The 19,917-nt window shown below is 41.2% G+C and carries 15 protein-coding genes; 14 read left to right on the top strand and 1 reads right to left on the bottom strand.

The genetic code is table 11. The features are described 5' to 3' along the window. The first annotated feature begins 2 nt into the window (after positions 1 to 2). The 5 genes from BK575_RS03765 to BK575_RS03785 all read left to right on the top strand — a co-directional run bounded on the left by BK575_RS03765 (position 3) and on the right by BK575_RS03785 (position 5,564). Positions 3 to 995, top strand: coding sequence for an ABC transporter permease (locus BK575_RS03765; protein ID WP_078408963.1), 993 nt, complete (start codon positions 3 to 5; stop codon positions 993 to 995). Between the two features lie 86 nt (positions 996 to 1,081). Continuing rightward, a complete protein-coding gene (locus BK575_RS03770; protein WP_078408964.1) occupies positions 1,082 to 2,041 on the top strand; it encodes a sugar ABC transporter substrate-binding protein in 960 nt (319 codons plus the stop codon). A gap of 161 nt (positions 2,042 to 2,202) precedes the next feature. Further along, positions 2,203 to 3,225, top strand: a complete 1,023-nt coding sequence (locus tag BK575_RS03775; protein WP_078408965.1) for a Gfo/Idh/MocA family protein — start codon at positions 2,203 to 2,205, stop codon at positions 3,223 to 3,225. Between the two features lie 247 nt (positions 3,226 to 3,472). Next, positions 3,473 to 4,474, top strand: a complete 1,002-nt coding sequence (locus BK575_RS03780) for a LacI family DNA-binding transcriptional regulator (protein ID WP_078414625.1) — start codon at positions 3,473 to 3,475, stop codon at positions 4,472 to 4,474. A gap of 214 nt (positions 4,475 to 4,688) precedes the next feature. Then, positions 4,689 to 5,564, top strand: a complete 876-nt coding sequence (locus BK575_RS03785) for a class II fructose-bisphosphate aldolase (protein ID WP_078408966.1) — start codon at positions 4,689 to 4,691, stop codon at positions 5,562 to 5,564. Positions 5,565 to 5,805: 241 nt separating this feature from the next. Here the strand turns inward: BK575_RS03785 and mreBH are convergent, their stop codons facing one another. Next, complete coding sequence (gene mreBH / locus BK575_RS03790) at positions 5,806 to 6,813, bottom strand: rod-share determining protein MreBH (protein ID WP_078408967.1); 1,008 nt, start codon at positions 6,811 to 6,813, stop codon at positions 5,806 to 5,808. Positions 6,814 to 7,197: 384 nt separating this feature from the next. On the opposite strand from mreBH, the gene BK575_RS28285 reads away from it, so the two are divergent. The 9 genes from BK575_RS28285 to treR all read left to right on the top strand — a co-directional run bounded on the left by BK575_RS28285 (position 7,198) and on the right by treR (position 19,870). After that, positions 7,198 to 7,347 (top strand): hypothetical protein, encoded by a 150-nt coding sequence (locus BK575_RS28285; RefSeq protein WP_169907518.1) that lies wholly within the window; start codon positions 7,198 to 7,200, stop codon positions 7,345 to 7,347. Positions 7,348 to 7,625: 278 nt separating this feature from the next. Beyond that, complete coding sequence (locus BK575_RS03795; RefSeq protein WP_235867297.1) at positions 7,626 to 8,906, top strand: uracil/xanthine transporter; 1,281 nt, start codon at positions 7,626 to 7,628, stop codon at positions 8,904 to 8,906. A gap of 518 nt (positions 8,907 to 9,424) precedes the next feature. Beyond that, positions 9,425 to 11,776, top strand: coding sequence for an immune inhibitor A domain-containing protein (locus BK575_RS03800; protein WP_078414627.1), 2,352 nt, complete (start codon positions 9,425 to 9,427; stop codon positions 11,774 to 11,776). A 415-nt stretch (positions 11,777 to 12,191) separates the two neighbouring features. Continuing rightward, positions 12,192 to 13,394 carry an MFS transporter gene (locus BK575_RS03805; protein WP_078408968.1) on the top strand — a complete coding sequence of 401 codons (1,203 nt, stop codon included), beginning with the start codon at positions 12,192 to 12,194 and terminating at the stop codon, positions 13,392 to 13,394. Positions 13,395 to 13,749: 355 nt separating this feature from the next. After that, a complete protein-coding gene (locus BK575_RS03810) occupies positions 13,750 to 14,646 on the top strand; it encodes a helix-turn-helix domain-containing protein (RefSeq protein WP_078408969.1) in 897 nt (298 codons plus the stop codon). Between the two features lie 302 nt (positions 14,647 to 14,948). Further along, positions 14,949 to 15,083 carry a hypothetical protein gene (locus BK575_RS29260; protein WP_268877699.1) on the top strand — a complete coding sequence of 45 codons (135 nt, stop codon included), beginning with the start codon at positions 14,949 to 14,951 and terminating at the stop codon, positions 15,081 to 15,083. Positions 15,084 to 15,644: 561 nt separating this feature from the next. Next, on the top strand, positions 15,645 to 17,048 hold the full coding sequence (treP, locus tag BK575_RS03815; RefSeq protein WP_078408970.1) for a PTS system trehalose-specific EIIBC component: 1,404 nt from the start codon (positions 15,645 to 15,647) through the stop codon (positions 17,046 to 17,048). A 224-nt stretch (positions 17,049 to 17,272) separates the two neighbouring features. After that, positions 17,273 to 18,958, top strand: a complete 1,686-nt coding sequence (gene treC / locus BK575_RS03820; protein WP_078408971.1) for an alpha,alpha-phosphotrehalase — start codon at positions 17,273 to 17,275, stop codon at positions 18,956 to 18,958. Positions 18,959 to 19,153: 195 nt separating this feature from the next. After that, positions 19,154 to 19,870: a trehalose operon repressor gene (gene treR, locus BK575_RS03825; protein ID WP_078408972.1), complete on the top strand. Its 717-nt coding sequence runs from the start codon at positions 19,154 to 19,156 to the stop codon at positions 19,868 to 19,870. Positions 19,871 to 19,917: the final 47 nt, after the last annotated feature.

Raw genomic sequence — 19,917 nt, forward strand, 5'->3', positions numbered from 1 at the left:
AAATGGCTGAAGTTATTGTAGATAAAGCGAAAACAACAAAAGAGGGTAAATCTGCACGGTATTATTTAGAAAAGTTTGGTGCTCTAATTGGTTTAATCTTATTAAGTGTGATTCTTACCGTTTTATCAGACAAATTTCTAACGGTTAACAATATCATGAATATCGCTCGCCAATCATCGATTAACGCTATTTTAGCATTAGGAATGCTATTGCCGATTTTAACGGCCGGAATTGACTTATCGGTAGGATCGATTCTTGCCATAGCCATTATGTTAATGGGTGTTGTTACCGTCAATATGGGAATGAGTCCATTCATTGGAATACTCGTTTGTTTATTGGTAGGGGCTTTCTTCGGCTGGCTAAACGGCATTATGTTAACAAAACTGCGTTTACCGCATCCGTTTATTTCAACGCTTGGAACAATGAACATTGCAAGGGGACTAGCTCTTATCATTACAGCAGCAGCACCGATTGCAGGTTTTCCATACATGATTCAGTTTCTAGGGAGAGAATTTGTTGGTCCAATTCCAGTAAGCTTTTTGCTCGTTATCGTCATGTATGTCATTTTCCATATCTTCTTAACAAGAACGCAAACAGGCCGATACATTTATGCAATCGGCGGAAATAAAGAAGCAGCCCACTTATCCGGTATTAATGTAAATCGCGTATTAGTCATCGTTTATACAATCAGCGGATTTATGGCAGGGCTTGCCGGTTTAGTGATGGTAGGGCGAGTAAACTCAGCGTTCCCGCTTGCAGGATTATCATATGAGCTGGATGCAATTGCTGCCGTTATTATCGGTGGGGCTAGTTTCTTCGGCGGTGTTGGGACAGTCTGGGGTACATTGATCGGTGCGATGATTATTGCGGTATTAAGAAACGGACTGAACCTTCTAAATGTATCAGCTGACTTCCAAATGACGGTGATCGGTTTAGTTATTATCGCTGCAGTGTACGTCGATGTGCTTCGTCAAAGAAAAAGCAAGAAGGGGTAATGCAATACTCAAAGTATTATGATGGAGTCTTGGTTAAGCGTTTTCTTTGAGTGAAAATTTTATAGAGAAAACAGGGGGAGAAAAGAATGAGAAAATTTGGATTGGTATTAGCAACAACAGGTTTATTATTATCGGCGGTTGGATGCAGCCAGGGATCTTCAGAAAAAACAGGGGGAGAAGGCGGAGAAGAGAGCGTTGCCGTTGTGTTAAAAACATTGAGCAGCCCGTATTGGAAGTACGTTGAAGCCGGAGCCAAAAAGGCAGGAGAGGACTTAGGTGTGGATGTAACGATTGTAGGTCCATCCGCTGAATCGCAAATTATGGAGCAGGTAAACATGATTGAGGACTCTCTTAACCAGGCTCCTAGCGCTCTTGTTGTTTCACCATCACAGCCAGATACGGTGGTGCCTGTATTGGAGCAAGCAACCCAAAGCGACCTTCCAGTCCTATTAATTGATACGGATGCTGAATTTGAAGGGAAAACATCCTTTATCGGAACGGAAAACTTTACTGCAGGTCAAGAAGGCGGTAAATTGCTGGCTTCCATGCTTCAAAAAGGGGATAAAGTGGCATTGCTTGCAGGTGCGTTAGGTAATGAAGCGATGGATCAGCGCATTAAAGGGGCAAAAGAAGTGTTAGAAGAAGCGGGAATGGTAGTGGTAGCTGAACAGCCGGCTGACAGCGATAAAACAAAAGCGATGTCGGTTATGGAAAATATTTTGCAAAAAAATCCGGATGTAAAAGGTGTGTTTAGTGCAAATGACGACATGGCGATAGGTGTATTACGCGCTCTTGAGGCAAAAGGATTAACGATTCCGGTAATCGGTACAGATGGTACGGTTGAGGCTGTTGAGTCTATTCTAGATGGAAAGCTGGCAGGAACCATTGCCCAAAGTCCGTATGACATGGGATACCAAGGTGTAGAAAATGCGGTAAAAGCAGCGAAAGGTGAAAAAATTGAAGGACGTATTGACAGCGGAATTGATGTGATTACAAAGGAAAATGCGCAAGAGAAGTTAGATTTCCTGCAAAGCATCTCTAAATAATAAGACTGATTTTAAAAATATAGGAAGCAGCAGGAGCTTTTTTCGAAAAGCATCTGGCTGCTTCTGGTTGTTCCCAACAGTTCAGCAACTGTTTCATTTGCAAATAGTTCATGCTGAAGCAGCAGTTTGGCTGATTTCAGTATAGAGAAGGAGAGGATAATATGAAAAAAATTCGGTGGGGAATTTTGAGTGCAGCAAATATCGCCTATGATCAGCTCTTACCGGCTTTAAGACGTTCAGATCGTGCTGAAGCAGCGGCGATTGCAAGTAAAAGCGAGGGCCGCGCAGAAAGGTTCAATATTCCGACTATCTATAAAGAATATGAGCAATTGCTCGACGATCCTGCCATTGAAGCGGTTTACATTCCGCTGCCTAACGCGCTGCACGCGGAATGGGCCATTAAAGCGGCGAAAAAGGGGAAACATATTCTGCTTGAGAAGCCGGCTGCACTTAGCGCTGCAGAAATGGAGGACATTCAGAACGCTGTACAGGAAAATAACGTGATCTTCCTGGAAGCTTTTATGTATCAATTCCATAAGCAGCATCAGCGTGTGAGAGAATTATTAGAATCCGGTTATATCGGAGAGTATCAGCATGTAAAGGCCCATTTTTCCTGGATGCTTGAAGATCCGAATGATATTCGCTTAAAACCGGAGCTTGGTGGCGGAGCGATGCGTGATGTAGGCTGCTACGGCATCCATGCAATGAGTCAGGTTATAGGGCTGAAACCAACAAAAGTAACGATGGCAGGTAAAATTCATCCGGAGTATAACGTTGATACATTATCGACCTGTATTTTTACGGATGAAAAAGGGCGTACAGCTGAGGTGACAGCAAGTGTCGAACTGCCATTCATCAATCGATACGAAGTAATTGGTCCAAAGGGAACGATTTTAGTGGAATCATCTTTCCGCCCGGACGTTTCACCTGATGGTTTTGGGAAAGTGATTGTAAAAGACCATAATAATCAAACGGTTTTGTACGAAGCATACGAGGATGATCAATACTTAAATCAAATTGAACATTTGCATGACTGCATCATTAATGGACAGCAGCCTCACTACTCCGTTAAGGATTCTTTGCAGGTGATGCACTATATCGAAAAGGGTTATCAATCGTTATATAACTCTTCTGTAACACAAGATTTAACTTATGAACGCAGCACAGTTCAAGTAGAAAGATAAAAGAATGCAAATTATTAGTATCAAAATAGCAAACGGATGCTATGAATGGAGATGTCTCATAAGCCCTTAATAAATCAAAAAAACTGATTTTTACTGCAAGGTCCCTCACTGAATTCCTTGGTTTTCCTGGGTTTTCATAACGGTGCAATGCAGGGGGATGACCGAAAAGGGTTGTATTTTGCCCTTTTCGGTCATTCTCTCTTCATCAAAAAGAGGTGGGCAATTTATGAGAGAGGAGGGGTTTTATGTGAAACCGACTATCTATAATGTCGCTAAAGAGGCAGGGGTTTCAATTGCCACTGTGTCAAAAGTACTTAATCATACTGGGCGCATAAGTGATAAAACGAGAAAAAAGGTCTTCCAAACGATGGATAAGCTCAACTACCGTCCCAGTGTAGTAGCGTCTGCCTTAACAGGAAAACAAACAAAAACCATTGGTCTTCTGATTCCTGATATTTCAAACCCTTTCTTCGCTGAAATTGCCAGAAGCATTGAAGATCAGAGCCATGAACGGGGATTTAACGTAATGATGTGCAGTACGGATAACCTTAAAGAAAAGGAAGAAAGGTATTTATCGCTTTTAGTTCGCCAGCAAATAGACGGCCTCATTGTAGCCTCGGCTTTTCGGTGTGCGAGATTGCTGGAAGATGTGGCAAAAGAAGTCCCTATTACTCTAGTAGCGTCAGAAATTCCGAGGCTGTCGATTAATACGGTGACAGTTGATGACTATAAAGGCGGATACCTTGCTGCTTCGTATTTGCTATCCCTGGGTCACACAAAAATTGCCATTATTGCAGAAGGAGTTCGAAGCAACAAGCCCCGTCTGGATGCCTTTAGGGATGTGATGGAAGAGGCTAATATTCCGATACGCGATGGCTATGTGATTCAAACAGAAGCATTGATGACCAGAGGCTATGAAAGTGCTAAACAGCTTTTCTCGCTGAAAGAGAGACCTACCGCTATTTTTGCCTGCAACGATTTATTGGCGATTGGAGTTGTACAGGCAGCTAAGGAAGCGGGTTTGAGCATTCCACAAGATGTGTCAATCATTGGGTTTGATAATACCATCTTGTCGACCAATACAAGCCCCATGCTCACGACGGTTGCCCAGCCAATTAAGGAAATGGGCGCAAAGGTGGTGGATCTATTAATTGAGGAGATGAAAGAACCTAAAAGCTATAAAGAGCGTCTGCTTCTTTCTCCCGAGTTAATTGTCCGTCAATCGACAGATATATATAAATCCACATAAATAATTTAACATGGGCAAAAAGCGCCCATGTCATATTATTTACGCATAAGCGGCTGCCAAGCGACATTAAGGGCTCTTGTCAGCCGCTTATCTGAGAACCTTTGAGAGCCTATTCAAGATGCAGAGACCCCAAAATCCTAAAGAGGAATTACGGCCAAGGTTATGTTAAAAACTTAAATTGTATTTATATAATAGTGAAAAGGGTGAGGATTTAATGGCACTAGTAAAGATGAAAGATATTTTAGCAAAAGCAGAACGAGATAATTATGGAGTGGGCGCTTTTAGTGTGGCGAATATGGAAATGGTGATGGGAGCAATCAAAGCAGCTGAAGAGCTGCAATCTCCTTTAATTCTGCAAATTGCGGAAGTTCGACTCAATCATTCACCGCTTCATATGATTGGTCCGCTAATGGTAGCTGCAGCAAAAGAGGCGAACGTTCCTGTAGCAGTTCACTTTGATCATGGAATGACTCTTGAGAAAATTAAACAAACGTTAGAAATCGGCTTTAGCTCTGTTATGTATGACGGCTCGCACCATTCGCTGGAAGAAAACATTCAAAAGACAAAAGAAGTGGTCGAGCTCGCTAAACAATATGGAGCAACAGTGGAAGCGGAAATTGGAAGAGTCGGCGGCAGTGAGGATGGCTCAGAAGATATTGAAATGCTGCTTACTAGCACGGAAGAAGCAAAACGATTTGCAGAGGAAACGAATATAGATGCGTTAGCTATCGCGATTGGAAATGCACATGGCATGTATAAAGGTGATCCAAACTTACGGCTAAATCGTTTGCATGAAATTAATGAGCAAGTCGATATTCCATTAGTATTGCATGGAGGATCTGGTATTAGTGCTGAAGACTTTAAAGCATGTATTCAAAAAGGAATTCGTAAAATTAACGTTGCCACCGCTACTTTTAATAATATTGTTCATGCTGTCAACAAATCCGTCGAAACGGCGCCTTATGCCGATTATTTTGCGCTGCATCAAGATTCCATCCATGCAGTGTATGAAAATGTGAAACATCATATGCAAATATTCGGCAGCTGCAACAGAGTTCAATCAAAAGAGAAATTCTTTCACACAACTTGAATAAGCAGAAAAGTTAATAAGGGTTGCCTCCAAAGAGTTTGTTTCTCCTTTTTAGGGGCAACCTGTTAATTTTTTAACATCTTCATCGCTTTTTTATTCTGTTTATGATTTTTTTCTTGTATCTTGACCTACTCGCAAAGGTCTTCGTATAAGAGGCAGGGAAGAAGCTTCCCGATCTCTTATGCATAAAGAATGTAGCACGGGTGTTCTTTGCCCGTGCTACATTCTTTATGTGGATTTTTTATTTCAGCGCTTTTTGAATTTTATCAATAAAGGTTAACGAACGGCCTGTTCCGATGGCCACAGCTTCCAATGGACTTGGTGCGATATTAACGGGAACGACGATTACTTCACTCAGCCACTCTTGCATGCCGTTTAATAAGGCACCGCCTCCACATATGATGACACCACGGTCCACAATATCACCGCTTAATTCAGCGGGACAATCTTCGAGCGTCGCGCGAATCGCTTCTAACACATGGAGGAGCGATTCTTTAATCGCACCTTGAATTTCATAAGAATTGACGTTGATCGTTTTTGGTAAGCCTGTTACTAAATCACGCCCGCGTACGTCCATCGTTTTTTCTTCATGTTCAATAGGCGCATAGCCGATTTCCATTTTGATCTGTTCGGCTGTTCGTTCCCCGATGAGTAAATTGTACTTCTTGCGGATATGCTGGACGATATCGTCATCAAAATTATCTCCGCCGATGCGAATCGAATTGCAAGAAACAACTCCTCCGAAGGAAATAATCGCGACTTCCGTTGTCCCTCCGCCGATATCTACAACGACGTTTGCTACGGGCTCTTCTACAGGCAAGTCCGCCCCGATGGCAGCTGCTACAGGTTCTTCAATTAAGTGGACTTCTTTCGCCCCGCAGTTTTTGACTGCATCATGGATGGCACGGCGTTCTACTGTAGTAGAACCGGATGGTGTGCAAACAACAACAGTCGGTTTACGAAGAGAGAACCCGGATGTTTTCGTAATTTTTTTCATAATATGTTTCAGCATGTTTGTAGTGACATCAAAATCAGCGATAACTCCTTTTTTTAACGGACGCATTGCGACGATTCTGCCGGGAGTTTTCCCAATCATGCTTTTCGCTTCGGCCCCTACAGCCAATACATTTTTCGTTTCTGTATCAATGGCCACTACTGAAGGCTCGTTTAAAATAATACCTTTATTTTTGCTATAGACAAGGACATTGGCTGTCCCTAAATCAATTCCAATCTCAGTGTTTGAGAACATCTTTTCACCCAATTTCTTTAGAGTTGCAGTCTCACATAGATATTCTATAGTTTATGACGAATTTTGCGGATAGGGGAATAGTGCAAAATATGGAATATACGTCGATCGTGTAACGCGGAGAAAGCATCCGTGTTACACGATCGGCGTATAACCGGTTCAAAAAGCCGCCATATGTCGGCTTGTCGAATGCTTATATAAAGAGCGTTGAACCCAATCAAGAGGAGAGAACGGAGAAGCCGCTAAGGCATGAAAGTTATAGGCAATGTAAAAAAAGTAATCTGATTGACATAAAAAAGGATAGGAATGAACCGTGAAAAAAGTCCAGGGTTTTAAGGGATTTTTGTCGAAGAAGTAAAAAAACAAACGAACAAAGGGGAATACTTAATGGGAATATTAGGAGTAATTGCAGCTTTTTTCATCTTATATGAACTGATTGACTTGAATGAAACAGTTAAAGCACTATATAGATCGATTTGGAAAATTCGGCATGATCAAAGGGCGGTCATGTCAAATTTTCTAGACCTATGCGGATGATTCAAGTTGTCCGGATGACCGATTGCGGTACCCTTTGATGAGAGGAAGATGTGTCGAGTTATTAAGTGGAATATACATAAAAAACAATTAGAGCAGAAGGAAAATTAAAGATAAAAGAATAGAAAAGTGAAAAAAGTAAAAAAGAATGAAAAATTTTAAAAGGTTAAGTGAGATTCATATATAATGAAGGTGTCGCATTTTAATGGAAGGATGTTATCTTGAGCAAAAGGCAACAATGTTCAAGAAAAGGGCCTAATAGATAGAAAGAAGGAGAAAATGTGAGTAAATTATCTTCATCGGCCACGATGTTCGCTTCTATTCAGTGGCTGTTTTTCATTTTTGCCAATACAGTTGTTGTCCCCATTTCCATTGGGGACGCGTTTCAATTGCCGCCTGAGCAAATTGCGTTCGCGGTTCGGAGCTCGTTTATCGTCACGGGAATCGCCTGTTTGCTTCAAGGGTGGATTGGACACCGTTATCCCCTATTGGAAGGGCACTCGGGTATATGGTGGGGGCTCATACTTAGTTTATGTACATCTGCTTCTTCTGTCGGCATGACATATGCGGAGGTAGGCGGAGGCTTGGCGCTTGGGATTTTGCTGGCAGGTGCAGCGACTGCGCTCATCGGGGTATTCAATTTAGTTCCGCTTTTACAACGGATTTTTACGCCCATGGTAATGAGCGTATACTTGTTATTGTTAGCTATCCAGCTTATTCTTATTTTCTTTAAAGGTATGTTAAAGGTGACAGAAGAGGGCCAGCTGGATTTACCGGTCAGCCTTTTTTCTATGGCTATCGTGCTTCTTGTGACCATCATCAGTATAAAAGGCAAGGGGTTAATCAGCAATTTTGCCATTTTAATTGGAATTGTGGTGGGATGGGTTTTGTATATTTGGTTATTCCCAACAGCAGAATCTGTCAGCAGCAGTCACTTCACCTTTTCGCTCTTTCCGTGGGGAGAACCGCAGCTTCAGTTCGGAATCGTCATCACGGCTTTTTTGGCGGGGATGCTAAATGCGAGTAACACATTAGCTTCCATTCGGGCATCGGAAAAGCTTCATGGAACCGTGACAGAAAATCGCCAATACCGAAATTCATTCACCATTACGGGGATTTTCACTTGTATTGCAGCTGTATTCGGTCTTGTTCCTTATGCACCGTTTACCTCTTCCATCGGCTTTTTGGAAAGTACAAGAATTTTGGAGAAAAAGCCCTTTTACATTGGAGGTGCTTTGTTTGTCATGCTTGGTATTGTGCCTGCACTGGGGACTTTGTTTTCGACATTGCCGGTCACAGTCGGAAATGCGGTGTTATTTGTCGCCTATTTGCAGTTGTTTGGAACAGCTTTGCGCAGTATTCAAACATATGTGTTTAATTCCAAAACAATTTATCGGATTGCACTTCCAACCTTATTGGGGATATCTTTAATGAATATATCTCCAAATCTATTCAGTAATATATCTGTATACATTCGACCTCTTATAAGCAATGGATTGTTAATGGGGATTTTATTAGCCATCTTGTGCGAGAAGGCGGTAAAATGGTCGAACTATGAATAAATCAAATCCACGTAACGAAAGGGACACGGCAGAGTATCCGTGTCCCTTTCGTTACGCATAAGCATTGGGAAGCTCTCTAGCGGTTTTTTCTCGAATGTTTATATAAGAACCTTTGTAGGTTTAGGTCTAGAAAATTTGATGTGGCTGTCCTTTGGCCATGCCGAACTTTCTAAATTAATCTATATACATAGGTATAAAGGTTTATAGTTTGTTACATAGGGGATGTGAATTATCGACTATAAAAAAGCATAGCCGAGAATAATGTTCAATTTACATAACAGAAGTTATATAAATACTATGAATTTAGTAATGGTTATACGATTAACTTTCGTTAATAATCTTTAATTTTCATAGGATAATTTTTCAAAAAAATAAGTCAATCAGATTATTGTTGTAAAAAAATAGTAAGTTATAATCGAAATACAATATCTGAATTCAGAAAATTATATTTATTCTTACTTATTTTGGGGGTATATATGAGAAAGCTAAGACGTTCTGTAGAAAAAAGAAAAAAAGAAATGTCCAGATTGGCCAGGGTTACAGCTGGATCTGTACTGGCAGGAAGCTTATTGTTTGGTTCAACTTTATCGACACCTGTACAAGCTGAGACAGCTTCAAACAGCACAGTAGAGTCTGCGCCAATTGATACAAATATTATTCCGGAAGAACGGCTTGCTAAGGCACTGCAAGAACGAGGCATTATTTCAAAAAATGCGTCAGCTGAGGCTGTTCAAAAAGCAGTAAAACAATACATTGCACAAAAGAACGGAAATATAATTCCAGAACATCATCATAATGATGAAAAAATGGATCAGAAAGCAAAGAAGCTTTTAAAGAAGCAAAAAGAAAAATGGGCAAAGCAGTTAGATAAAAATCATAAGAACTTAAAAAAAGGAAAGCCAAATGGCATCGTTAAGGTAGATTCGGCGAAACAAGCAAGCTATAACGGAGAAGTTCGTACAGATAAAGTACTTGTTTTATTAACTGAATTTTCCGATTTTAAACATAATAATGTCGTTCAAGAAGAAGGGTATATGTATGCGAAAGATTTTAGCAGTGCGCATTATGAAAAATTAATGTTCGGGGATGAAGAGTTTACTTTATTCAATGGTGAAAAAATCCAGACTTTCAAGCAATATTATGAAGAGCAGTCAGGCGGAAGCTATACGGTCGACGGGAAGGTCTCTGAATGGCTGACGGTCCCCGGGACGGCAAGAGAATACGGTGACGATAATCCAAATGGCGGCCATGATAATTTAAATCCAAAGGGCCCTCGTGACCTGGTGAAAGATGCATTGAAGGCAGCCGTTGAATCGGGGATTGACTTGGCCGAATATGATGAATTTGATTTATATGATATTGATGGAGATGGAAATCAAAACGAGCCGGACGGCTTAGTGGATCACTTAATGATTATTCATGCCGGCACGGGTCAAGAGGCTGGCGGCGGTAAGTTGGGCAATGACGCGATTTGGTCACACCGCTGGACACTCGATGGTGTCCATAAAGTAGAAGGGACAGAGGCGAAAGTCAACTATTGGGACGGTCAGATGGCTGCGTACGATTACACGATCCAGCCGGAAGATGGCGCTGTCGGGGTATTTGCGCATGAATTCGGCCATGACCTGGGTTTGCCGGATGAGTATGATACGCAGTACACAGGAGAGGGTGAACCGGTTGCTTCATGGTCTATCATGAGCGGAGGCAGCTGGAACGGTAAAGTAGCAGGTACGGCACCATCCAGCTTTTCGCCGCAAAATAAAGAATTTTTCCAAAAGGTCATGGGCGGCAACTGGGTTAATATGACGGAAATCAATTATGAGGATATTACAAAATCCGGGGTATTGGCGTTTATCGATCAAAGTGTAACAAAGTCAAAAAATCCAGGAGTTGTAAAAGTGAATTTACCGCAAAAAGCAGTGGACGGGATTAAGTCTGGTTTCGGTCAAAAGTATTATTACAGCACAAAAGGCGACGACCTCCATACAAGTCTTGTGACACCTCAGTTTGACTTGACGAATGCAAGGAGTGCCACTTTCAATTACAAGGGGTATTACGATATTGAATTTGAGTATGATTATTTATATGTAAACGCTGTAACAGAAAATGGGGAGAAGACATTGATTGATACAATTGGTGATGATGATACAGACGGAGATGCACGGGCTGAATCTTCAAAAAGCGAGTGGGTGGACAAGTCATATGATTTAAGCCAATTCGCAGGCCAAAAAGTAAAGCTTGTATTTGAATATGTGACAGACGGCGGATTAGCGTTGGATGGATTTGCCTTAGATGATGCAGAGCTGACAGTAGATGGACAAAGGGTCTTCTTCGATGACGCAGAAGGTGAGCCGCAATTCGAGCTTGACGGATTTGAAGTATCCAACGGCAAGTATATGAAAAATAACTATTACTATTTAGAGTGGAGAAACTATGCGGGTGCTGACCGATCTCTTGCCTATTCACGCGGTGCCAAGTACAATACGGGATTAGTCGTATGGTACGGGGATGAAAGCTTTACAGACAACTGGGTCGGAATGCATCCGGGTGAAGGGTTTTTAGGTGTGGTCGATGCCCATCCGGAAGCGGTTGCGAATACGGAAGGAAAATATACGCAAAGCACCCGCTATCAAGTAGCGGATGCAGCTTTCTCATTGGATGCTACACCTGCGTTTACAGTTTCCAATCCTGTACGAGGCATTTACAATTTTACGAGTTTACCGGGGATAAGCATTTTTGATGATTCTCGTTCTTATATGGATCAAGATATCGACGATGCGGGACGTCTTGTTCCAAACCACGGCTTAAAATTCCAAGTTGTCGGTGAAGCGAAGGACAACTCGGCAGGTGCTGTTTGGATACGTAAATAACTATATATTGATTTAGAACATTTGGCATGACCAAAGAACGGCCATGTCAAATGTTCTACCTTCGAGGGCAGATTCAAGTTGTCTGAATTGCCGATTGTGATGTCTCTGGATTAAATGAGTATGTGTCGAGTTATTCAGTACAATATTATAGTACAAATCAGTTTTTGTGATGGATTAGAGGCTTATAGGAAAGCCTCTTTTTTTTATTCCCATAAAGAGGATGAGAAAGTAAAGGAACCTGTAAAATTTAATAATAGAAAGGAGAAGAATTTGTCAAAATAAAACAATAGGGAAAAACGAGTCAAGTTTACAGCTTGACACCTGTCAAAAAAACATTGAATTGTGAACAAGGCCTCTTTATAATATGTTAAGTGTCAAGTTTTTAGTTTACATATGTAAAATCAGGGGGTTACCAATGACAAAAGTTAAAAATATATCAAATCGGAAGCTGCTAGGCATTGCAGGGCTTGGCTGGCTGTTTGATGCCATGGATGTAGGAATGTTGTCCTTTATTATAGCTGCACTGCAGAAAGATTGGAATTTATCCGTGCAGCAAATGGGATGGATTGGAAGCGTCAACTCGATTGGAATGGCCGTCGGTGCCTTGTTGTTCGGTTTGTTGGCAGATAAAATCGGACGTAAACAAGTCTTTATTATGACACTGTTATTGTTTTCAATCGGAAGCGGATTATCAGCTTTCACGACAACGCTTGCGATGTTTTTACTGCTCCGCTTTTTCATCGGAATGGGGCTTGGGGGAGAACTGCCTGTTGCCTCTACATTGGTTGCGGAAACCGTATCTGCCAAAGACCGGGGGAAAGTGGTGGTGCTGCTTGAGAGTTTTTGGGCGGGAGGCTGGTTGATTGCCGCACTTATTTCCTTTTTCGTTATTCCCAAATTCGGATGGCAAACAGCCTTGCTGTTGAGTGCTATTCCGGCGTTCTATGCCTTGTATTTACGCTGGAATTTACCGGATTCACCGCGCTTTGAAGCGGTTCAAACAGAAAAAAGGTCAATGTTTCAAAATATTGCTGATGTCTGGTCTAAACCATATCGCCGTGAAACCATCATGCTTTGGGTTCTTTGGTTTTGTGTCGTTTTTTCCTATTACGGAATGTTTTTATGGCTGCCGAGCGTTATGGTCATGAAGGGCTTCAGTCTTATTAAAAGTTTCCAATATGTCTTGATCATGACACTCGCTCAGCTTCCAGGGTATTTCAGCGCTGCTTGGCTGATTGAGCGGGCAGGACGAAAGTTTGTACTGATCACTTATTTAACCGGAACCGCAGTGAGTGCCTATTTTTTCGGAAATGCGGATTCGCTGCCATTATTGCTCACATCAGGTATTTTCCTATCGTTCTTCAACTTGGGAGCCTGGGGCGGTTTATATGCCTACACGCCGGAGCAGTATCCGACAAAAATTCGCGGAACAGGGGCTGGGATGGCCGCCTCATTCGGCCGGATCGGCGGTATTCTCGGACCGCTTTTAGTCGGGTATCTTATTGCACAGGAGACATCGATTACGACTATTTTTGTGATTTTTTGTATCGCTATTGTAATAGGGGCTTTGGCAGTTTTATTATTAGGAAAAGAAACGAAAGCGATAGAGCTTGAATAAATAAATCCACATAAATAACTGAACATGGATAAAAAAACATCCATGTTCAGTTATTTACGCATAAGCGGCTGACAACATCCCTTACGGACCCTTGCAGCCGCTTATACGAGAACCTTTGTGGGTTTATTCAAGATAGAAGAACAGAAAAGCTTAAATAGAAGAAATTCCGATAGCCCAAATCAAAAAGAGTGGTGTGCAAATGCATCACTCTTTTCTTGTGTTTCAAGGAATGGAGGCTAAGAAGAAGGAACTTTAGCTACCTTTGTATAAAGTATTATATAGAGTAAACCTTCAATCAGTGGAGGATGCTGTCCGTTAGAACGGGGTAAATTATGCAGATGAGGAGAGAGGAAGGATGGAACAGCAAGTACGCATCGGCAGCATTATTCGGGATCTGCGCAAACTGGTCGGGTTGTCACAAAAAGAATTAGCGGAAGGTATTTGTACGCAGGCCCAAATCAGTAAGCTGGAAAACGGGGATGAGTATCCTTATAGCATTACGTTATATGAAATTTCAAAGCGCCTTGGTGTAGACATGAATTATTTTTTTCATAGCATTGAAACGCCAAGACTTGATTATGTAGAAGAAGTGAAACATTTGATCAGGCAATATATCCGAAAGAGAGATTATGAAGCAGTTGCCCATATCATCCAGCGGGAAAGTAATAGTCCGCTTTTTCAAACCCCTGCTAATAAACAGTTTTTATTGTGGCATGAGGGGATATGCCATTATTATGTTTATAAAAACAAAGAGATGTGCTTAGACAAACTTCATGAAGCCATTAAGCTTACCCAATCGTCAGATTCTTATTATAAAGAGCGGGAAATTGAAATTTTAAACAGCATCGCGATCATTCACGATGAAGAAAAAGAGTTTACAAAAGCGATAGAGATTTACAGAATGGCGCTAGCCCAATTGAAATATTTGCCTCAAGTCAAAGATGAAAAAATCAAAATTCGCATTTTGTATGGATTGGCCCGGACGTTAACAGAAATGGGAGAGTATAGAGAATCGTTGATGTACAGCGAGAGAGGTATTCATCTATGCATCAGCTGTGAGTCTCTCTACTTGTTCGGAGAATTGCATTATCAATCCGGCTGCAATTTAATTAAAATGGGGCAAAAAGAGAAGGGAACAAGCTACTTAGAAAAAGCCATCTTCATTTTTGAACTGGAAAAGAACGAGAAATTTGCCGGACTAGTAAGACAGCACATGAAAAAATTATTAGGCAAGCCTACCAATGCTATGTAGATCGATTTAGAAAATTCGACATGACCAAAGAATGGCCATGCCAAATAACTTGAATAAGATAATAGAAAGAGTGGGAGAACCCGTACGGGTTCTCCCACTCTTTCTATTCGGGAAGGATGGGTATTCTACCCATCCTTCCCGAATATTATTATAATTATATGTTTGGAACAAAACAGAAGTTTATCGTTCATTTGATGCAGTTTTTTCGTATAGAACACGTGACAACGTTCCTACATCATTTTAGAAGACAAGTTATAATAGTAACAATTAGTAAGAAAACATTAGTGAAAAGGATGATGAAGATGAAAAAATGGTTAACAAGTATTTGTTTAGCAGTAACCCTTTTGGCGGGCTTTTCATCCGTTGGTTCTGCTGCTGATTTAAGTATATACGCGGTGAAAGAAGAACCGCAGCAACGATTGCCGAACCAGCATTAAGATGAGAGAACGAAACATGGTCACTTCTTTAATTAAATAACGCCCTTTATTGAAAGAAAAGCGCGGTTGCTTAACCGCGCTTTTTTCTTTTGATTGTGCATTTTTCTAGTGTCCATGACACTTATTTGCATAATCATTTTACTCTTAATAGGAAATTTTTGGTGAATTGAAAGTTAGACTGCTATTAGTAAAGGAAATGTTCCAAAGTCTTGCACATGCAAATCTTTGGGATATTCCTGTTTTCTTGCATGTAAATAGGGAAAAAGAGAAATGGAAAAGGATTTCTAAAGCCATGTCGATTTTTGTTGACAAACATGTATATACAGGTTAATCTATAACTACCATCAGCTTGTATATACATGTTGGCGGGAAGAGAACGTTTTAGCGAATATAACTTATTGTCTTTTAAGAAAGCGGTATCAAGGACTAAAGAAGTTAAAGGATAAAATTTAAGATATTGACAAAAAGTATGGACGAGCAGGAACCGTTCTCGGTTTGTTGGAGAGGAATAGAATCCGTTTATTTTGCTAGATTTGTAAACGGTAACAGGAGGATAGAGAAATGAGTGTAAACAAACAATCTGTAGAACAAATTATTGAGGCTGTCGGCGGTAAAGAGAATATCGCAGCTGCTACACATTGCGTAACACGTCTTCGCTTTGCCTTAAAAGATGAGAGTAAAGTAGATAAAGAAGCGCTTGAAAGCATTGATCTTGTAAAAGGGTCATTCTCTACAAATGGACAGTTCCAGGTCGTAATTGGCCAGGGAACGGTTGATAAAGTATATAACGAAATGGTTGCCATGACGGGAATTGGCCAGGCGACAAAACAAGAGATTAAAGATGCAGCGGCACAAAATTTAAATCCGCTGCAGCGTGCCATTAAAACATTGGCTGATATCTTCATTCCCATTTTGCCAGCTATCGTAACGGCCGGTTTACTTATGGGGATCAACAACATTTTGACGGGTCCCGGCATTTTCTTTGATGAAAAAGCATTGGTTGATGTATATCCGCAATGGAAAGACTTTGCAAGCATCGTCAACTTGATCGCGAATACAGCATTCGTATTTTTACCTGGTTTAATTGGATGGTCAGCCGTTAATCGATTTGGAGGCAATCCATTGCTCGGGATCGTTCTTGGTCTCATGCTCGTTCATCCAGACCTTTTAAACGCCTGGGGTTACGGGGCGGCAGAAGAAATTCCAACATGGAATCTATTCGGTCTTGAAGTTCAAAAAGTAGGTTATCAAGGCCAAGTATTACCGGTTCTATTAGCGTCTTACGTATTAGCGAAGCTTGAAATCTTTTTAAAGAAAAAGATTCCGGATGCATTTCAATTATTGCTTGTAGCACCGATTGCTTTATTATTAACAGGTTTTGTCTCATTTATTGCGATTGGTCCTATTACCTTTACAATCGGTAGTGTTATTACAGATGCGGTTGTAGGAATTTTCGAAGTAGCACCTATCTTAGGCGGATTGATTTATGGGGGCCTTTATGCACCGCTTGTTATTACAGGTATGCATCATACGTTCCTGGCGGTTGACTTACAATTGATTGGGAGTACAGGAGGCACATTCTTATGGCCGATGGTCGCATTGTCCAATATTGCTCAGGGTACAGCGGCATTAGCGATGATGCTTATCTTAAAAGATGAAAAACTGAAGAGTCTGTCTGCAACATCAGCTGTTTCTGCTTATCTGGGGATTACAGAGCCGGCGATGTTCGGAGTGAACTTGCGTTTCCGCTTTGCATTCATTTCAGCGATTATCGGTTCAGCCCTTGCAGGTGCGTTCATTTCCATGCAAGGAGTAAAAGCCCCTTCAATCGGTGTAGGCGGTCTCCCTGGATTTTTATCTATCTTCCCGCAAAACTGGGGATCATTCTTTATCGGCATGGCAATCGTGTTAATCGTTCCATTCGTGTTAACACTTTTTCTTGGAAAAGTGCGTAAAGAAAAATAAAGAAAATTTCTATCCTTGGGGGATCTTTCATCCCCTGCGGATGGTTAGTCAGGTTTCCGAGATGCGGGGGAAAGAAAAACATCTGTCAAAAAAGGCAGATGTAAGATTGAATAAACAAGACGATACCATCGAACAAAAAAGCATACAGCTTGTTCAGTGTGGTATCGTATCTTGCTTTTTAATGATAAATTGAGTTACTTAAATAATAAATGGCGGTGGAAGAGATGAAACATCCTTGGTGGAAAAAAGCAGTTGTCTATCAAATTTATCCGAAAAGCTTTAATGATACACAAGGTAATGGTGTAGGGGATTTACAAGGAATCATTGAAAAGCTGGATTATTTAAATGAATTGGGTGTTGATGTCATTTGGCTGACTCCAATCTATAAGTCTCCGCAGCATGACAATGGATACGATATTAGCGATTATTATGATATTCATGAAGAGTACGGCACGATGGAAGATTTCGACCGTTTATTGGAAGAAGCCCACAAACGCGGCATTAAAATCATCATGGACATTGTCGTGAACCATACATCAACAGAGCACGAATGGTTCAAGCAGGCAGCTTCTTCAAAGGACAATCCGTATCGTGACTTTTATATTTGGCGCGATGGAAAGGAAGATGGCAGCGAACCAACGAACTGGGAATCGAAATTTGGCGGTTCTGCATGGAAATATGATGAGAAAACAGGTCAGTATTACTTGCATCTGTTTGATGTCACACAGGCGGATTTAAACTGGGAAAACGAAGAAGTCCGTCAAAAAGTATATGAAATGATGAACTTCTGGTTCGAAAAAGGAGTGGACGGATTCCGACTGGATGTCATCAATTTGATTTCCAAAGATCAGCGCTTTCCTGACGACGATGGTTCAGTGGCTCCGGGAGACGGACGAAAGTTTTATACGGACGGCCCGAGAGTGCATGAGTTTTTGCGGGAAACGAACCGTGAGGTATTTTCCAAATATGATGCGATGACGGTCGGGGAAATGTCGTCTACCACGATTGATCACTGCATCAACTATTCAAATCCCGAACGTCATGAGTTAAGCATGACCTTTAACTTCCATCACTTGAAGGTCGATTATGTGAGCGGAGATAAATGGACCATAGCTGACTTTGATTTCCTGGCGTTAAAACGGATTTTGTCGACATGGCAAACGGAAATGCATAAAGGCGGAGGTTGGAACGCGCTGTTTTGGTGCAACCATGATCAGCCCCGAGTTGTATCCCGTTACGGCGATGATGGAAAGTACCGGGTGGAATCGGCGAAAATGCTGGCGACCTCCATTCATATGATGCAAGGAACTCCTTATATTTATCAAGGAGAAGAATTCGGTATGACCAATCCGAAGTTTGAACGCATCGAAGATTATCGTGATGTTGAATCATTGAACATTTACAACATCAAACGGGAGCAAGGAATGAGCGAAGAAGAGATTTTGGCTATTTTAAAACAAAAGTCACGTGATAACTCCCGTACGCCTGTCCAGTGGAACGATGAACGGAATGCCGGTTTTACAACAGGGACGCCATGGATCAATGTAGCAGCCAACTATCCGGAGATCAATGCAGAAAAGGCGTTGAAAGACACTGACTCGGTTTTTTACCATTATCAAAAACTCATTCAGCTCCGCAAACAGTACGATATTATCACGGATGGTGATTATCAGCTCATCCTTGCAGAACACCCTGACATTTTTGCGTATGTTCGTAACGGCGAGAATGAAAAACTTCTTGTTTTGAATAACTATTACGGGAAAGAAACGACGTTTGAATTGCCAATAGAAGTGGATGCGGCGGGATATAAGAGTGAGCTCATCCTTTCCAACTATGAACGCTCCGGCAGCGATATTCATAAGATAGCATTGCGTCCATATGAATCGGTTGTCTATCATTTGAAAAAATAACCTTTCATTGTGAAAAAACATTTTTTGCTAACGGAAGATTTTATTCCCCTTATGAGAGGAGAATAAGATCTGACTGGCACAAGATTCACTTTATCGGTAAAATAAATAGAAACGCGGGGGTTCCGATACGTCTATATTTTAGATGCGTTGGGGCCCCTTTTTTTACAAGATCAAATAAATGCGGTGATGATAAAGATGAGAGAGAATAAATATTTAGCGATTTATAATGAGCTGGCAGAGAACATTCAAACAGGCCGATTGAAGCCCAACACAAAATTGCCATCGGAAAATGAGCTGGTGGAACAATACGATACATCGCGCGAGACGATCCGAAAAGCGTTAACGATGTTGTCCCAAAACGGTTATATCCAAAAAATAAAAGGAAAAGGTTCTTTTGTTCTGGATGTGACAAAATTTGATTTTCCGATTTCAGGCCTCGTCAGTTTTAAAGAATTGGCGCAAAAAATGGGGAAGCCATGGAAGACCATTGTGTACGAATTTGATTTGGTCAAGCCGGACGATTATTTGCAGCAGCAACTTAACGTAACACACAAAGACCATGTATGGAAAGTGCTGCGGGCCCGTGAAATAGATGGCGAGCGGATTATTTTGGACAAGGACTTTTTTAATAAAAAACATGTGCCCGTTCTTACAAGGGAAATTTGTGAGGGTTCCATTTATGAATACCTTGAACAGGAAATGGATCTAAAAATCAGCTTTGCGAAAAAAGAAATTTTTGTGGATGAGCCGACAGAAGAAGACCGGAAGTATTTGGATTTAAAAGATTATAACCATATCGTTGTCGTCAAAAACTATGTATATTTAGAAGATGCCAGCTTATTTGAATATACGGAATCGAGACATCGACTCGATAAGTTCCGTTTCGTCGATTTTGCGAGGAGAAGTCATTGAGAAAAGCATCTGCCAAAGAGGAGGCAGATGCTTTTTGTTTTGGCAAG

Origin of the sequence: Priestia abyssalis (genome assembly GCF_002019595.1) — a bacterium.
GTDB lineage: Bacteria > Bacillota > Bacilli > Bacillales > Bacillaceae_H > Bacillus_BA > Bacillus_BA abyssalis.

Bases quoted from the DNA above. Each gene is read 5' to 3' on its own strand.
- BK575_RS03805 (WP_078408968.1), top strand. From the start codon at position 12,192: ATGACAAAAGTTAAAAATATATCAAATCGGAAGCTGCTAGGCATTGCA.
- BK575_RS03770 (WP_078408964.1), top strand. From the start codon at position 1,082: ATGAGAAAATTTGGATTGGTATTAGCAACAACAGGTTTATTATTATCG.
- treP (WP_078408970.1), top strand. From the start codon at position 15,645: ATGAGTGTAAACAAACAATCTGTAGAACAAATTATTGAGGCTGTCGGC.
- BK575_RS03810 (WP_078408969.1), top strand. From the start codon at position 13,750: ATGGAACAGCAAGTACGCATCGGCAGCATTATTCGGGATCTGCGCAAA.
- BK575_RS03775 (WP_078408965.1), top strand. From the start codon at position 2,203: ATGAAAAAAATTCGGTGGGGAATTTTGAGTGCAGCAAATATCGCCTAT.
- treC (WP_078408971.1), top strand. From the start codon at position 17,273: ATGAAACATCCTTGGTGGAAAAAAGCAGTTGTCTATCAAATTTATCCG.
- BK575_RS29260 (WP_268877699.1), top strand. From the start codon at position 14,949: ATGAAAAAATGGTTAACAAGTATTTGTTTAGCAGTAACCCTTTTGGCG.
- treR (WP_078408972.1), top strand. From the start codon at position 19,154: ATGAGAGAGAATAAATATTTAGCGATTTATAATGAGCTGGCAGAGAAC.
- BK575_RS03785 (WP_078408966.1), top strand. From the start codon at position 4,689: ATGGCACTAGTAAAGATGAAAGATATTTTAGCAAAAGCAGAACGAGAT.
- BK575_RS03800 (WP_078414627.1), top strand. From the start codon at position 9,425: ATGTCCAGATTGGCCAGGGTTACAGCTGGATCTGTACTGGCAGGAAGC.
- mreBH (WP_078408967.1), bottom strand. From the start codon at position 6,813: ATGTTCTCAAACACTGAGATTGGAATTGATTTAGGGACAGCCAATGTC.
- BK575_RS28285 (WP_169907518.1), top strand. From the start codon at position 7,198: ATGGGAATATTAGGAGTAATTGCAGCTTTTTTCATCTTATATGAACTG.
- BK575_RS03765 (WP_078408963.1), top strand. From the start codon at position 3: ATGGCTGAAGTTATTGTAGATAAAGCGAAAACAACAAAAGAGGGTAAA.